A 16,282-nucleotide genomic window follows, 5' to 3' on the forward strand; every position below is an offset into this window, starting at 1 on the left:
TGATTAGTTGAGTGATTAACTCAGTACAAGGGAACAGGCAGGATAGTGGCAACAGCAGGCAGAGGAATAACGCGCTGCATTCATCTCATTCAGTCATCAAACAGAGTGTATGGCAGTCAATACATATTGCTGTAATGCATGAGAGCACAAGATAACTGTTACACCTGAATTATTTCATCAAAAAGGATGTCTGATGATTTATCTAATTGATAAAGTGCTGTATTTCCGCCCGGATGATGGCGCTATCTGGTGGAGCACACCCAATGAAAGTAACACGGTTCTGACTACTACAGCCAGCCGTCTGCTATGGCTTTTGCTCGAACGCCAGGGTGAGTTATTAATGCGTGACGACATTATTTACCATGTCTGGACGCGCCATGGTCTGGAAGGCTCAAACAATAGTCTGAACCAGTACATCTCTACCATTCGTCGGTCACTGGGCGCATTTGGTCTTGAAGGCGAAATTATCAAGACAGTGCCGCGACTGGGTTTTATGTTTTCCCGGGAAATTAACGTTACTCGCCTCCCTCCCGCTCCACCGCCATCAAGTAAGGAAGATCTCCAGGCAAGGTTCATGGTACAGGAACCAATACAGCCCCCGGCATATCCTGCCCAACGAGTTGCCACAACGTTACCGGAGCCCCCCAAAAAAGGATGCGCATGGTATCAACGCAGCTGCTCACCATATAACGTTGTGCTGGCACTGCTGGTACTGCTAATTGCAGGCGGGCTGGTCACCCTGCTCCATTTAACCGGTTCATCCTCTGTGTATGAAGCAAAGCGGGTTGGTGTTATTGGCCATTGTGAACTTTACAGCCTGCCGCCGCACCCTAATGAAGGGCATCCCAATACCATTACTCTGGCAAGCCAGTTAGTTGCTTCCAGTGAGCTCCCGTGTCGTGAATCCGGCGTATTTTTCTTTCAGGCCGACCCTGGCGTATTTGAAAAATCTACCGGGCGTTTCTATGTTGCCTCTTGCGAAAAAGAGAGGGATACCCTGCAGTCCTGCGTCAGTTTCATATCTAATAATGCTGAAAAGGTACTGAGTAACTTAGTGGAGTAAACACTGAGCCACCGGGCGACAACGTGTCTGGCGCAGACAATTCAGGCAGAAATATAATGAAAGTCCCGCCTGGGTATTATTTTTCACCCAGGCGGGATAACGACAGCAGCCATTGAATGGTTCAGGCTATCAATTTAGGGCATTACTGAGCGTAACCTTCTTGATTCATGTGCTCAGCCACCAGCGTTTCATCTTGTTCTTCAGTAATTTCTGGTATTGTCAGACTGGCGCTGACACCCCAGTAGTAGCACACCAGGCTGATAACGACTGACAGGAACATATCCCAGGGTGAGCTGATGACCCCAGAGCCGCCAAACGTGCCAAGCCCGGAAATAACCATCATGGCAATGTAATAGGCCAATAACCACCATGCACACCCCACATCACGCTGATGATGTTTTCCTTTCCTTGCAAACAGTGCGTACAAAGCCCAGGCAACAATCAAAATAGGCAGCAGAATGATGTTAACCGACCAGCCACTCCAGTAAACCAACATGGTACTGGCAACAAAAGCCAGCGGGCTCAACAGATTAAACAGCGGCAGGCGGAAAGGACGGTGTAAATGAGGCAAATGGCGACGGAAAGCCCCGGCAGAAATCGGACCTGGCAGATAAGTAAAGACCGTTGCGGAAGTCACTGCGCCAATCAACCCACCCCAGACCTGGAATTCAGAGGGCAAAGTCCATGCAATAGCCAGTACCAGAGACAGCCATAAAGCACCGCGCGGCACACCTGATTTTTCGTCTATTTTGCCAAACACTTTAAATAAATGGCCATTACGCGCCCAGGCAAATAATACGCGGCTTGCGCCAGCAAGGTAGATGTTGCCTGTGCCTGCAGGAGAGATAACCGCATCCACCAGGATAAGGTTAATCAACCAGGTAATGCCAAGGCTGCGAGCCAGATCAGCATAAGGTGATTGCAGAACCTGTTTCAGTCCATCCCAACCGTGCGCACTCAGTGCTTCAGATGGTACTGCCCCCAGGAAAGCATATTGCAGCAGCAAATAGATAACGAAACTTAACCCAATTGCAATCATGATAGACAGCGGAACATCGCGTTGCGGGTTCTTTGCTTCACTGGCGAAATCCACTGCCTGGCGGAACCCCAGGTATGCAAAAACAATCCCGGCTCCGGTCAGTGAGGAGAAAATGCCGTGAGCACCACCAGGCGGTGGCGGTGGCACATCCAGGTTGGCGCCGTGGAAATACATGAACAGAGTAACAATTGTCAGCAATGGCACAATAAATTTGAAAGCGGTAACAATGGTATTAACCCGGCCAAAGACTTTCACACTCCAGTAGTTCAGCAAGAAAAAGACTAACAACAAGCCAATCTGGACCGCAAAACCTGCCGCTGTCGGGCTGCCATCCGTATGACCCAGTGCAGGCCACCAGTAAACGGCATACTGGCGTACCGCTTCTACTTCCACCCCTGCCGTACTGGTATAAGCAAGTAATGAACTCACACCAATGACAAAACCAACTACATTACCATGTGAGTAGTTAGGGTAACGAACAAATCCCCCGGCGCGTGGTAACGCCGATGATAATTCAGCAAAAACCAGTCCGATTAATAATACAATTATGGCACCCAGGATCCATGCCCAGCCTGTCTGTGCACCGGCATATCCTGCACTGGTGAGTGCAGCATAAAGCCACCCAGAGCCAATCATTGACCCTATTCCCAGCAGAGTGAGATCAACTAATCCCAACCCTTTTTTCAGCCCATGTTTCACCATCTGACCTACCTCTTATTTTCAGTTCCGGCACTCACTGGCCCGGCTATCTGAACGTTTTGTTGATGTGATGTGTTGTGTGACAGGACTTCAAAAGCAGGTTGTATGCCAGCCAGAGTATCTATGGGTAAATAAATGTGTCTTTTTATAATTAAGGTGTCGCAAGGTAACTGAATAATGAAATTTGCAAACCTGGCCGGTTAATTCGGCCAGGATAAGACAAGTGGGCGACGGATAAACGACAGGGTATTTGCAAACAGCAACCTGATCGCACCTTAATAGTGCGCAATGCACAAAAATAGTGCAGCAGTAGTCAGGACGGGTATTACGTGAGATAAACGCCGTTAAGCCAGGCGAATGACATCCAGGTTTTACACCACCAATAAAGCGTTATGCCTGATTCACTGGAGCCTGAGCCTTAGGAGCTTTGTTACCTGTTAGTATGCCCGTTCAGGCTAATTAACACTGGAGGCTGGCGCAGCGCACCAATATAACGCATAGCGCACAAAAAAAGTGCATAACTTATTAACGCTGGCGTCATGTGAGCTAAACGGCGTTAAGCCCGGTGGGTGGAGTCCAGGTTTGGCACCAATAAAGCGGTATACCCACTTTATTGGTGCCTGAGTGCCTGGTACTTTGTTGCCTGTCAGTATGCCCGTTCCGGCAAATTAACGCTGGCGGCGGGAGACGAAATCTCGCCGTGCCTGGCCGGTGTATAACTGGCGCGGACGGTAAATCTGCAAAGGTTCATCGACGGTTTCATGCATCTCATTCCAGTGTGCAACCCAGCCCAGAGTGCGCCCCACGGCAGTTACAACCGTAAACATGGTTGATGGCAGGCCCATCGCTTTAAGAATCACCGCAGTATAAAAATCTGCACTTGGGAATAACTTATTCTTAATAAAGTAGCTGTCATTCATGGCGATATCTTCCAGAGCCATGGCAACCTGTAACAGGCTGTCCTCCATCCCCTGCTCTTTAAGCACCTTGTGGCAGGTTTCGCGTAAAATCGCCGCACGCGGATCCGAATGGGTATAACGTGAATTACCAAAGCCCAGACGGCGGAATACCGAAGGTTGTGCCATAGCGCGCTGAATAAATGCCGGTATTTCATCAATCTCACGGATCTCTTCCAGCATGCTCATACAGGCTTCATTGGCCCCGCCATGTTGTGGCCCCCATAAAGAAGCCAGGCCAGCAGCAATACAGGCAAAAGGATTCGCACCAGATGACCCGGCGGTGCGCACAGTCGTGGTGGAAGCACACTGCCCGTGATCAGCATGGAGGATTAAAATCTGGTTCATTGCCTGCTCAAGTACCGGGTTCACCACATAGGGTTCAGCCTGTATACCAAACAACATGTGCAGAAAATTACCGGCATAGGAGAGGGAATTACGTGGATAATTGGCGGGTTGCTCAACCGTATACTTATAGCTCATGGCTGCAAGCGTTGGCATTTTTGAAATGAGGCGCACTTCAGCCAGCCGGCGATGTTCCGGGTTTGAGACATCAACCATTTCATGATAGAAAGCCGCCAGCGCCCCTACCAATGCACACATTAACGCCATCGGGTGGGAATCACGGCGAAAGCCACTGCACATTCTGGCCATTTGCTCGTGCACCAGTGTATGGCGAGTAATTGTATGGCTAAATGCCTGATATTCCTCTTCGGTTGGTGCGTCACCGTATAGCAGAATATAACTCAACTCCAGGAAATCACACTGCATCGCCAACTGGTCAACGGGGTAACCGCGGTGTAGCAGTATGCTTTGTTCAGTATCGATATAACTAATAGCAGATTTACACCCGGCGGTATTACTGAAGCCTGGGTCGTAACTACACAGCCCTTGTTGCCCTAACGGGCGCAGATCCAGAGCTGACTGCCCAAGGGTACCGGGTAGCACATCCAGCCCCACCGACGAGTTATCGTCTGAGAAAAGGGTAAGTTGTTGTGTCATGATGTTTATCTCTTCCTGCCTGTCAAAGTATCAATAATGAGCGATGCGGCCCTGTATCAGCACCTGACCCCACCAGAGTAATAATAAATATCACCGGTATTGGGTTCTTTGATATCAACTCGTCAAACATCACATTGCCCGGTATAGCTATACGTCCATTGCTATATCTGCTCAGCGGGTACTGGCGAGAATGCGTCAACACCTGATTAGTCGCACTGTCTGAGCCACACTACCACTTTCAGGTAGCCCTGCGCAAAGACGATTCCGGTATCCAGATGTGACCTCCTCTGTATTTTATGCGCTATAAGCCCTCAAATAATCAGAATTAAAAATCAAATAGATATAAAAAATCAGATAAACACACCGAAAACTTCGTTAATTCATTTATAAATACCATAAGAGACATAATTTGTTCACACTGCAACTCCTATTTATATCAGCAGGGACTGGCATCAACGATGCTTACAGGTTACAAATTCGAATCTATTCGCCGCCTTAACAATCAGGGAATCATTGCCTGGGAAATGCTGTCAACACTGCGTCCCAATATCGACGCGGAAGTATATTTCTCCTCCCTTCCCGAGGAAAAACGCATATCACTTTTTGCAAACCAGGTAAATTATGCACTTTATACACCCTGTGCTCAGCGCTATTATATTAATGCTGACTCAGGCGTATTCCTGTCATCAACAATGGCAGAAGTGATCGCCGGCCATAATTTCCACCGACCAAAATTTGCACTCGAACTCACCGATCTGTGTAATATAATGCAGTTCTCATCGGTACAGATCAGAAAATTACGCCAACGCATCTCCCAATTACACGCAATGAACATTCAGGTATGGGCCGATGATGTCACCCCCGCTTTGATTCAGCTTCTGCTCAAAGAAAGATTCTTTTTTTATGGGGTTAAAATAGATAAACATGTATTCTGGAACCTGCGCGGGTACCAAAAGCGCCTCAATGATTTGGTCGGTAAGTGCCAGACACTTTGTGATAAGGTATTGATTGAAGGTATAGAAAACCACCACGACTTTTTATCAGCACAAATCAGCGTGGCCGATTATGGCCAGGGTTATATGTGGAAACCAGTTGCACATTCATTTAATTTGTAAACCCCTGCCGGATAAATTCAGAAAAATACACAGCCTGCCGGTTTTTTATTCTTACAGCGTGAAGCATGATTACTTCTCCCAAACCTATTTATGTAACTAAATAAACCACCAGTTATTTTTATTCTCATTTCATTCACAATACCAGGAATGCGCCATATTTTTTATCTTTTTATATTCTTTTTTAATTTTGAATATTACTTTATATAGCACTTAAACATTCGGGCCCTGAACGGCTACGACGGTTCCCCGGTAAGTTCAGTCGGATTCCAGAAACACCTACCGGTCATTATCAAAGCCAGATTTTCTTAAATAAGAACATATTGATATGAAGGTTAAAAATATTGCTTACGCCTGCGCACTGGCAGTGATTTCTTTCGCCAACCAGGCGGATGATAATACCAGCATGCATGTTACGCTGCAGGTGATGAAGTCCTGCTCACTCTCAGCCAGTGATATGGATTTTTCCCGGCACAGCTCTGCTGATACCAGCGAGATAACAGCCAGCAGTGAACTCAGTATTACCTGTACCAAAGGCACGCCCTGGAAACTCACCGCAGATTCCGCAGATCAGGCAAACGGCACATTCTACCTGCACCCATCCAGTGATATGACAGATGCCGCGAACATTGCCTACAAACTCTACAGTGACGCCAGTAAGTCAGAGCAAATCACCAGCACTGACGGGCTGGAAAGCACTGGCACCGGTACCCTACAAAACCAGACACTGTATGGCGTGATTGAAGCCAACGCACTGACAAGCGCGGTCGCAGGCCAGTACGACGACGATGTAAACCTGTATTTAACCTATTAACCGATGAAAACCAGAGCACTCATTCTCATTTCCTGGCCGTTTTTCATGCTGGCGCTTACACACTATGCACTTGCGGCCACCTTACAGGTTGCCCCGGTGAATATCGGGATGACAACTGAACAACAAGCCACAGCTGTATGGCTCACCAACACAGGTAGCCTGCAAGAAAGTGCGCAAATTCGCCTGTATCAATGGAATCAGGTGAACGGGAAAGACGTTCTTGAACCCACGACGACACTGGTCAGCAGCCCGGCAATAACCTCGCTGGGGGCAGGTCAAAAGCAACTTATCCGCTTGATTGCGCTTAAGCCTTTTACCGCAGATAAAGAGCACAGTTTTCGGCTGATTATTGATGAACTGCCCGGCGAACAAGCGAACAAGGATGACCACCATGCCATCCATTTTTTGCTGCGCTATTCCATTCCGGTGTTTATCGCCAGCCATTCACTTCCCGGCAATGATAACAGTAAAACAGCCACCTGCCAGTGGGACTCTGCCCACCGGCAACTGGTATTACACAACCAGGGTTCGCGCCATATAAAACTCAGTGACTTGCAAGTCGAAAACCAGCAGGGCCGCCAGCTGCACCATGAGGATGGTTTAGTCGGTTATCTGTTACCCGGATCCTGGCAGGCTATTTCTGTGCCTGCATCGTTATTGAATCAGGCCGTCACTTTGAAACTGACACTCAATGAAGTGCCTTATGAATGCCCGCTCAACCATACTGTTGCTACTTTTAACAGGGTTACAGCCGCAACTCACCTGCGCTGAAACAACGCTCGTGGGAAGTCATGTTCAATGGTTGTCAGTCAGTGTTAATCAGGCTCAGTCACCGGGATTATATGCCGTACAAGTAGCTGGCACGGAAATAGGGCTTAAGCAGCAGGATTTACGCACCCTGGGCATTGGCCCTGCCAGCAGCAAATTACCGCAAGGTGAATGGGTTAAATTAAGTGATATACCGGGTATATCAGCCACGTTCGATGCGCTTAACCAGCAGTTATTCCTGTCTGCCAGAATGGCCGCATTGTCCAGGCGCCAGTACCTGGAAAACCAGCCCCACGATGTGCAACCTGGCATGCCCACTACTGACACACGCCTGGGTCATCTGACTTTGGGCTACAGCCTGAATGCCACTCATTCGACTGGCTACCAATATGCCTGCGCACAAACCAGTCTGACATCATCAGGATGGCTTCCCGGTACCCTTTACAGTAGCTTTAACAGCCGTGTGGCAGAAAACCCACAAGAAACGCAGGACCGGACTACCCGGCTAATGACCGCCTGGCAACTGGATGACAGCCAGCACCAAATTTCCCTGACGCTGGGCGATGCTATTACTTCCGGTGTTAGCTGGAGCAGGCAGGTGCGTTTTGGTGGTATTCATCTTGCCCGCAACTTTCAACTGACGCCACAACTGAATACGTCACCCCGAGCCGAATACAGCAGTACCGCAGTACTGCCATCAACGGTGGATTTATACATCGACGGACTGAAACAGAGCAGCCAGCAAGTTGTGCCAGGCCAGTATATTCTCGCCACACAACCCACTTTCACGGGAAATGGTCAGGCCGACATTGTGATTACCGATATCAATGGGCAGCGTAAAGTGGTCTCACTGGATTTGTACGGTGCGCCGCAGATGCTGGCCGCAGGGTTGAGCAGCGGTACGCTGGATGTGGGCTGGATGCGACAAAATTACAGCCTTAACTCAAATGACTATGCTGCGAAGCCGATGCTGGATGCCGGCTGGCGCTATGGTGTCAATAACACACTGACTTTGGCACTGCATACCGAACAACAACGCGCAGCCCGGAATGCCGGAGTCGGTGCTTACTGGCTACCATCACCCTGGGTTGGCGTGTTAAGCGCCCATATCGCTGTCAGCCATTCCCTTACGGCACCAGGGAAGCAGTGGGGTGTTGGCTGGCAATGGAATGGCCGGGGATACGCATTCTCTGCCAGTACCACGCTGCGGGAAAATACGTTTACCGATATCGCCAGCACCAGTGGCGCTGTGGCCGCGCGGCGCAGTGACGCAGTCTGGGCCAGTACCCGGTTAGGGCCTCTGGGGCAACTTGGCATGGGCTGGGTACGCCAGCACACCGCAGGAAACGATGAACAGTACCTGAACGCCTCGTGGTCCAAAACCTTTTCCCACGGGGTGAATACCAACATAACCTGGACGCGGGATATTGCCGGCAGAGATTCACAAATCAACTTCACACTGGCTGTTCCATTCGGTTTTCATGACCAGGTCTCTGTTCAGAGTAGTGGCAGTCGCCAGCAATGGCGCTATCGCCACCAGGCCGATAATGACCAGGGCGGCTGGTCCTGGGATGCCGGGCAATCCAATGGCTACCAACAATATCACTATGCTGATGTTGGCAACCTTAACCGCTATGGCGAATGGCACCTCGGTATCAACAAAGCGGAAACAGAAACCAGTGGCTGGTTAACGGGCGAAGGCAGCCTGACGCTGCTCCGTGGACACATCTATGCCATGCGCCAAAGCCACCAGGGGGTTGCGCTGGTGTCCAGTAACGGTATTCCATCGGTTCCGGTCTACCAGGAAAACCGCCTGGCGGGAAGGACAGACGACAAGGGATGGTTACTGCTAACAGAACTGCCAGGATACCACACCAGCAAAATATCCATCGACCCGCTTAAGCTGCCGGCCTCCGTTCTGACACCGGTAACGGAGCGCTATATTTCACCAGGAACCGGGCAGGTCGTACTGGTTGATTTTGGCATGAAAGAAGCGCTTTCCGTTGTGGCGCGCCTGGTTGATGCCCACGGTGCCCCGTTACCCCTGGGAAGCCAGGTCCGAATCAAGGGTGACAGTACCACCAAAAGTGTGGCCCGTGATGGCATGATTTGGCTGGAGAACCCGACACTGCCTGCTGAACTGGAAGTCACCACTAACCAACACCGATGCCATGCCCGCCTGCCCGCCAGGCCTGCCGGGCAGGCTTATCTGCAACCAGGGAATATTCTATGTCAGTGATGGCTCACATACTGAAAGTGGCTTGCCTGTGCGCTTGCCTGATATGCCCGGCAAAAGCTATGGCCGCCAGTTGCTGGATAACCCATGGCGCCAGTATTGCTTTTGGCACCATCGCAACAGACAGTGTTAACCAAACGCAAACCCGTGTGGGCTACGCGTGCCAGGCAGATTATGGCACAACCCAATACTTTGCCGTCTGCCTGTCCAGCCAGGAAGAACCCCCGTTCATTATGACCTCTAACGGCGATGAACAGGGCCACACTTACTCATTGCAATTTAATCTGTACAACGCCAGCGACAGCTCGCAAATGCTGGCATCTTCAACAAGTGGTAACCTGATACAGCAGGTGTTTTCTGCCGGAAACAATCAGCAAACAAGCGGCACTTTCCCGTTAATTGCCCGCATGCCATCCGGCCAGAGCCCGGTGCCCGCCAGAAGTTACTTTAACTATTCACTGGGAATAAAAATCACCTGGAACACCAGTACCCAACAAAGCACGTTAACCCCCTGCCAGAACGGCATTAGTAGCGGCAGTGCCACTGACAGCTCCAGTAACGCGAATGCAACCATTTCTACTGGCTGCTTTATTGAAAGTGTCAGTGCGCTCGACTTCGGTACTGTCAGTGCTGACAGTATCCGTTCTGGCATACGCTCCACCGCTACATTACGCACCCACTGCCCTCCGGGAACCCAGTTTTCGATAGGTCTTGATAACGGAACCCATGCCACGGGCACCACGCGGCAACTTTGCAGTGCCAGTGGCGACTGCCTGGCTTATTCACTCTGGCAGGACAGCGCAACCACATCCCCCTGGGGGAACAACCGTGGGGAAAATACGCTGGAAACAACCAACAGCAATGGGAATGTCCAGGATTACACCATTTATGGCGTTGTTCCCGCACAGTCGCCCCCCGCAGCAGCGACCTACACCGATGATGTTGTCGTCACGCTGAGTTATTAAGCACCCTGTAAACAGAAAGACAGAGAAACAAAATGACCTGGCTGATTGCTTCCACAGTAATTTACAACCCTGAAGATGGCGTGCTGACACATATCAGTACCCCGGATGATCAGAGTATCACCCTCACCACAACCGCTAACTTGTTACTGGCATTACTGATACACCACCAGGGGATTGTGGTGGAGCGCGATACCCTGCTGCATGAAATTTGGGACCAACGTGGGCTGCGAGGTTCCAGTAGTTCGTTGAACCAGTACATCAGTATCCTGCGTAAGACACTGAGCAGTTTTGGCCTGAATTTTCCCACTATCATCACGGTGCCCAGGGTGGGCTTTATGTTCAACAGTGAGCTGGTTGTCAGCCAGCAATCAGGGCTTTCCCGTATTGAGAGCCCGTCACAGGAAAGCCGGGGGCAAAAAATACCGCTGCAAAACACCCCGGTGCGCAGAAAACAGGCACCGTGGTTATTCCCCCTCGCTGTCGCCCTGGCCAGCATACTGTTTGTGGTGTTGACCCCGGCACCCGCCGCTATTCCCGCAACGCCGGTGTTCCTGTTAACACAAGTTAATCAGTGCCCGGTCTACACCTTTACCAAACTGCCCGATGCCTGGCAAAAACCAATACAGGCTCTGGCGAAAACGGCACTGTCCATTGACCATCTGTCCTGCCAGCAGGGCACGGTATTTTATCTGCATGCACAGGATGCAATTGTCTATCAGGGCAAAGGGCAACTGGCGATCATTGAGTGCTCGCTGGCGCAGCAAACCAGCGAAACCTGTTTGACTCACTATTTCCGAGGGTGGTCATCATGAAATGTCGGCCACGCTGGTTTTACCTGAGCGTATGCACTGTAACCGTTATGCTGTCAGCAACCCTGACTGGCTGGCACATCCACTCTGCTCCGCTGGATTTTAGTTGCCACGGTAACCTCGTGTACCACGATACACTGGAGAGCGCCCCGGTGCGTTTTGACGGTGAAATTGTCGCTAACTTTTTACCTGATGGTGAAGGCAGCCTGAATATCAAGGGCATTTATACTTACCACAATCAGCAAGTCCCCGTTTCCCGCCAGACGTTAATCTCGTGGAAAACGTTACACAATAACCTTTACGATGTGCGGGTAACCAGCGTGATACCTTACAGCCAGCGAAGCCTTCCGGCTGGCCTGTTTGACCACACAATTATTGGCCTGAAATTGGGTGAGCACCAACAATTGCGCTTCAACCGCCTGCCCGGCGGCGCAGTGAATCTCAGTGATTTTTATTCTCCCGTTCTGGTTTGCACTGAATAAGAACGGAAGTACCACTTGAAATCAAACAATCTGCCTGTGGTGTCAGCCAGCTTTCATATTGCCGATATATACTGGGCACCTATTTTGATTACAGGAGGCAATCATGGCACATGCGTTACCGGACATCGCGTTCTTTCACCAACTGGCAGATGCCGCTGCACAGCAGACTCTTCCGCGTTTTCGTTCAGCTCAGGAATTGCATGTTGGCAGCAAGCCCAAGGAGGGGTTCCGGTTTGACCCCGTCACGGATGCCGACCGGGAAGCAGAACGGGTAATCCGCCAGATTATTACGGAACATTACCCGGAACACAGCATTCTCGGTGAGGAATTTGGGGCAACAGGGAGTGGCCCATTGCAATGGGTGCTGGATCCTGTGGACGGCACCCGCCCTTTCCTGTGTGGTTTACCGGTTTGGGGAACACTGATTGGGTTGTATGAACATGGCCGGGCGCGCATGGGGATGATGAGTCAGCCCTTCACCCAGGAACGGTTCTGGGCTGATGGTAATGCGGCCTGGTGGCGCAGCCCGTATGGCGAACACCGCCTCACTTCCCGTACTGGTATTTCACTGTCTCAGGCGATTTTACACACTACCTCGCCTGAACCTGTTCCCCGCTTCCCGGCAATCCGTTTTACTGACCTGGCCGAACGTGTACTGATGACCCGCTATGGCGGTGAATGCTACGCCATCGCCATGGTTGCCGCAGGCCATATTGATATTTGTGTCGAATACGGCCTTCAACCTTACGATATCGCCGCACTGGTTCCCCTGATTGAACAGGCTGGAGGTGCCATTACCACCCTGGATGGCGGCAGGCCAGAACAAGGTGGCAATATTGTTGCCACTGGTTGCCCGGTACTGCACCAGACAGTGCTGGACTGCCTGAACGGATAACACCTGTGTTGCCAGCCCCGGGCTGGCAATCTCTCTACTCGAATACCGCCCCGCTTCAAACATCAATTATTTTGAATGATATCCGCAAATTGTTTTAATTTTAATCACACCGTGGTCACCTTACTATTATCACATCAAGGCGAAACGCCTTATACAGACCAACTAACTTAAGGAATACGACCATGAAATCCATCAAAACTTTCGTTGCAATTGCTGCTCTTTCTGTAATGTCTTTTGGTGCTTTCGCGCAGACCATCAGCGTAACGGCTTCCACACTGGATGGCGCTGAAGCTCAAATCGCAGCGCAGGCAAAACAGGCTGGTGCAGCTTACAACATCACAGAAGCATACGTTGGCAACCAGGTGCATATGACTGCCAACCTGAGCAAATAAGCCGTGCGCCCTCTGCCAGGCCGCCAGTCTTAACGTGCTTGCGGCAGTGGCAGGTTAACCAACAGAAGGAATACAAAATGAAAAAGACAAATCTTGTTACCGCTCTGCTGCTGGTTGCTACATTTTCTTCAGGTGCCATGGCTGCAGGCAACACGTTTTCGCGCCCGGAAGCCGGGTCAAATATCGACAACACGGTTCACCAGAACCATATTGAAGCCAGCCACGCGTTCGACAGAGAAAATTTGACTGCCGGTAATATGCTGTAATTCAGTAAATGCCGGGGCTCCGGGCAGGGTTCCACCTGCCCCGCCCTGCACGAATGCCCTTTATCTCTGGTTCTTCACCAACACCTCTTGTCCTGCTTTGCAACAAACACGCTCTGCGCTGAACGGCACTTTCTCCTGGAATGGTAATGAACACCTGCGCGCTGTTTGACTCTGTGCACGGAATGCTTTCTCTGCCCGCAAAGTAAATCAGTGACATATCTTTCACTAACACCAACAGCGATTGTCACTTGCCAGGCATGCCGCTATCATTCCGGCATGATGCGGGGGGCATGAATGATGATAGATAAATATTCCAGTACACCGGTTTATTTACAGCTTGAGCAATATCTTAGCGAAGAGATAGCCAGTGGGAAGTTAAAGCCTGGCGATGCACTTCCGTCGGAAAATACACTGTGTGCTGAATTCTCAATTTCCCGCATGACTGCACGTAAAGCAGTGGATTACCTGGTTCGCCAGGGAAAAGTTGAACGCCGCCGTGGGCAGGGTACTTTCGTCGCCCGGCAGGAAAATAACCTGCGTATTTCACTGCCGCTGGACAGGCATCTTTCATCCAGCGAAGCCACTCTCGGAGCAGGCAAAGAAGTCACCAACCACCTGATTTGCCTCGTGCTGCAAAAATCCCCGCCTTCCATTGCCGCTCAGTTACATATTCCTGCGGGTACCAATATCTGGTTTATGAAACGCCTGCGTTTAGTGGGTGATGTGCCTTTTGTCTTTGAACAATCCTGGATGCTGGCCGCCCCTTTCTCCGACCTGAGTGAAACCGATCTCAACCGTTCGAAATATGCTTATATTGCCCGTAAAGGTTTTACGGTTGAACGCTCCGAGAAAGAGATTCGGGCTGAACTGCCTTCACAAGAAGTGCGCGATATGTTGGGCATCAACCGGGAGGAGCCAGTGCTTCATGCCACCTCTGTCGCCATGTTACGCGGGTTTGGCCCCTTCGAAATTTCCGATATTTATTATAATCAGCAACACTACCGCTTTACCCTGACAGCAACCCGAGACTGACCCGGTCACAGAAAACAGTTTGTGCTCGTAAGCTTATTTTTTATTCACTGGGCTAGACAACTATACATACAAAACACTTATACTTATTCCCGAGCAGTGCCCCGTGCCATGCACATTAATTACAGGAAAAAAGAATGAACAGGACAGGTGCCTTTCTACAGGATTTAGGCAAAGCACTGATGATGCCTATTTCTGTTATTGCGGCTGCCGGAATATTTCTTGGCCTTGCCGCTGCCCTACAAAACCCGGCCATCGTTGGTGAGCACATTATTCATGCTCAGGCCATGCAAACAGTTATTGGTTTTATCAGAAAAGTATCAGGTGCATTATTTGTTAACCTGCCACTGCTATTTTGTATTGCCACGGCAATTGGTCTGGCAAAAGATGAAAAACCCACTGCAGCACTGGCAGCGGTTATTGGTTTTATCACTTTTCATGTTGGCGTTAATTATAGTTTAACCATCCAGGGCCTGACACCAGAAACCACTTCGGCCACGGCACTTATTTCCAGCGGAATGACACAGTCTGCTGCAGTAATGTATTCTGCCGAATTCACCCACGTACTGGGGATATTTTCATACCAGATGAGTGTATTAGGTGGCGTGCTCAGTGGTCTGATAACCGTACTGCTGCATAACCGCTTTTACACGATAAAACTTCCCACAGCTATTGCCTATTTCGGCGGGCGGCGGTTTGTCCCGATTATTACAGTCATGGTTTTACCGTTAGCCGGGGTAACCACGTCACTGATTTGGCCTGTTATTGCCAGCGGCATTATTTCCCTTGGGCAGTTTATTGGTGAATCAGGCCCTTTTGGGACATTTATTTATGCTTTTACTGAACGTATTCTTATTCCAACCGGGTTACACCACATTCTTAATGAAACGGTTCGGTTTACTCCGGTGGGCGGCATGCTTCACATAAATGGTGAGAGTATTACTGGCGCGCTGTCTATCTTTAACTATGCGCTGGCGCATCCGGGAGAGATTTCCGACACCATTACCCGCCATGCCACTCGCTTTCTGGCTCAGGGGAAAATTCCGGTGATGATGTTTGGCTTACCGGGCGCTGCACTGGCTATTTACCGCTGCGCCCGGCCTGAGCATAAGCAACGAGTCAAAGCGCTGATGCTGGCTGGCGCGCTGGCATCTTTTACTACCGGCATTACGGAACCGCTGGAGTTCAGTTTTATTTTTGTTTCACCGGTATTATTTATTTTCCATGCCATTATGACCGGCTTATCTTTCGCCTGCTCACAATTACTCCATATTATGATTGGCAATATCCAGGGTGGTTTTATCGATTTTATGGTGTTCGGTGTTCTGGGTGGGAAAGCAACACAGTGGTGGTTCAGCCTGTTACTCGGTTGCATTTGGGCACCGGCTTATTACTTCACATTTAAATGGATTATTTTACGCAGTAATGTCAAAACGCCTGGGCGTGAAACAGACAGTGAAACACCTGCCGTGGTTAGCGCCCACCACCAGGAAGATACGCTGAGTGAACAAATTATTACCGGGCTTGGTGGCAGAGAAAATATTCACGCAGTGGACTGCTGCTTTACCCGGTTACGGGTAAAAGTACATCAGACAGAAAAAGTGAGTGAAAGCCTGCTCAGGAAAACCGGTGCCAGTGGGTTTATTCGGGCAACAGAACACGATATTCAGGTTATTTACGGCCCACAGGTGGAAAGTGTTGCCACTGCTGTAAAACAACATTTATTGACACAACCAACCCATTAAGGGAATTCGC

General features: G+C 50.1%; 15 protein-coding genes. 13 read left to right on the plus strand and 2 right to left on the minus strand.

All coding sequences use genetic code 11. The features are described 5' to 3' along the window. Nucleotides 1–193: 193 nt before the first annotated feature. The gene (locus MPHASIOC01_RS20140; protein WP_353613144.1) at nt 194–1,063 is read left to right on the plus strand and encodes a winged helix-turn-helix domain-containing protein; all 870 of its coding nucleotides are present in this window, start codon (nt 194–196) and stop codon (nt 1,061–1,063) included. Nucleotides 1,064–1,205: 142 nt separating this feature from the next. Here the strand turns inward: MPHASIOC01_RS20140 and MPHASIOC01_RS20145 are convergent, their stop codons facing one another. After that, a complete protein-coding gene (locus tag MPHASIOC01_RS20145) occupies nt 1,206–2,804 on the minus strand; it encodes an APC family permease (RefSeq protein WP_064599506.1) in 1,599 nt (532 codons plus the stop codon). 665 nt (nt 2,805–3,469) lie between these two features. Beyond that, on the minus strand, nt 3,470–4,762 hold the full coding sequence (locus MPHASIOC01_RS20150) for a citrate synthase (protein WP_064599504.1): 1,293 nt from the start codon (nt 4,760–4,762) through the stop codon (nt 3,470–3,472). A gap of 455 nt (nt 4,763–5,217) precedes the next feature. Between MPHASIOC01_RS20150 and MPHASIOC01_RS20155 the strand changes: the two genes are divergently transcribed. The 12 genes from MPHASIOC01_RS20155 (at nt 5,218) to MPHASIOC01_RS20210 (ending at nt 16,272) form a co-directional block, all read left to right on the plus strand. Beyond that, nucleotides 5,218–5,874 (plus strand): EAL domain-containing protein, encoded by a 657-nt coding sequence (locus tag MPHASIOC01_RS20155; RefSeq protein ID WP_353613145.1) that lies wholly within the window; start codon nt 5,218–5,220, stop codon nt 5,872–5,874. A gap of 325 nt (nt 5,875–6,199) precedes the next feature. Next, nucleotides 6,200–6,685 carry a spore coat protein U domain-containing protein gene (locus MPHASIOC01_RS20160; protein WP_064599498.1) on the plus strand — a complete coding sequence of 162 codons (486 nt, stop codon included), beginning with the start codon at nt 6,200–6,202 and terminating at the stop codon, nt 6,683–6,685. Between the two features lie 45 nt (nt 6,686–6,730). Further along, nucleotides 6,731–7,456: a molecular chaperone gene (locus tag MPHASIOC01_RS20165; RefSeq protein WP_353613146.1), complete on the plus strand. Its 726-nt coding sequence runs from the start codon at nt 6,731–6,733 to the stop codon at nt 7,454–7,456. Between the two features lie 10 nt (nt 7,457–7,466). Continuing rightward, entirely contained in the window at nt 7,467–9,692 is a 2,226-nt protein-coding gene (locus tag MPHASIOC01_RS20170; protein WP_231889207.1) for a fimbria/pilus outer membrane usher protein, read from the plus strand. Continuing rightward, nucleotides 9,683–10,654: a spore coat U domain-containing protein gene (locus tag MPHASIOC01_RS20175; protein ID WP_064599492.1), complete on the plus strand. Its 972-nt coding sequence runs from the start codon at nt 9,683–9,685 to the stop codon at nt 10,652–10,654. Before MPHASIOC01_RS20170 ends, MPHASIOC01_RS20175 begins: the two co-directional genes overlap by 10 nt. Nucleotides 10,655–10,686: 32 nt before the next feature. Continuing rightward, nucleotides 10,687–11,466: a winged helix-turn-helix domain-containing protein gene (locus MPHASIOC01_RS20180; protein ID WP_353613147.1), complete on the plus strand. Its 780-nt coding sequence runs from the start codon at nt 10,687–10,689 to the stop codon at nt 11,464–11,466. Then, on the plus strand, nt 11,463–11,945 hold the full coding sequence (locus MPHASIOC01_RS20185; RefSeq protein WP_353613148.1) for a hypothetical protein: 483 nt from the start codon (nt 11,463–11,465) through the stop codon (nt 11,943–11,945). Before MPHASIOC01_RS20180 ends, MPHASIOC01_RS20185 begins: the two co-directional genes overlap by 4 nt. A 103-nt stretch (nt 11,946–12,048) precedes the next feature. After that, on the plus strand, nt 12,049–12,840 hold the full coding sequence (gene hisN / locus MPHASIOC01_RS20190; RefSeq protein WP_064599486.1) for a histidinol-phosphatase: 792 nt from the start codon (nt 12,049–12,051) through the stop codon (nt 12,838–12,840). 182 nt (nt 12,841–13,022) lie between these two features. Continuing rightward, a complete protein-coding gene (locus tag MPHASIOC01_RS20195; RefSeq protein ID WP_353613149.1) occupies nt 13,023–13,232 on the plus strand; it encodes a YdgH/BhsA/McbA-like domain containing protein in 210 nt (69 codons plus the stop codon). 77 nt (nt 13,233–13,309) lie between these two features. After that, the gene (locus MPHASIOC01_RS20200; protein ID WP_064599482.1) at nt 13,310–13,498 is read left to right on the plus strand and encodes a hypothetical protein; all 189 of its coding nucleotides are present in this window, start codon (nt 13,310–13,312) and stop codon (nt 13,496–13,498) included. A 294-nt stretch (nt 13,499–13,792) separates the two neighbouring features. After that, nucleotides 13,793–14,530, plus strand: coding sequence for a GntR family transcriptional regulator (locus MPHASIOC01_RS20205; protein WP_064599480.1), 738 nt, complete (start codon nt 13,793–13,795; stop codon nt 14,528–14,530). 134 nt (nt 14,531–14,664) lie between these two features. Then, the gene (locus MPHASIOC01_RS20210; RefSeq protein ID WP_353613150.1) at nt 14,665–16,272 is read left to right on the plus strand and encodes a PTS transporter subunit EIIC; all 1,608 of its coding nucleotides are present in this window, start codon (nt 14,665–14,667) and stop codon (nt 16,270–16,272) included. The last annotated feature ends 10 nt before the right edge of the window (nt 16,273–16,282 follow it).

It is taken from the genome of Mangrovibacter phragmitis (assembly GCF_040429585.1).
GTDB lineage: Bacteria > Pseudomonadota > Gammaproteobacteria > Enterobacterales > Enterobacteriaceae > Mangrovibacter > Mangrovibacter phragmitis.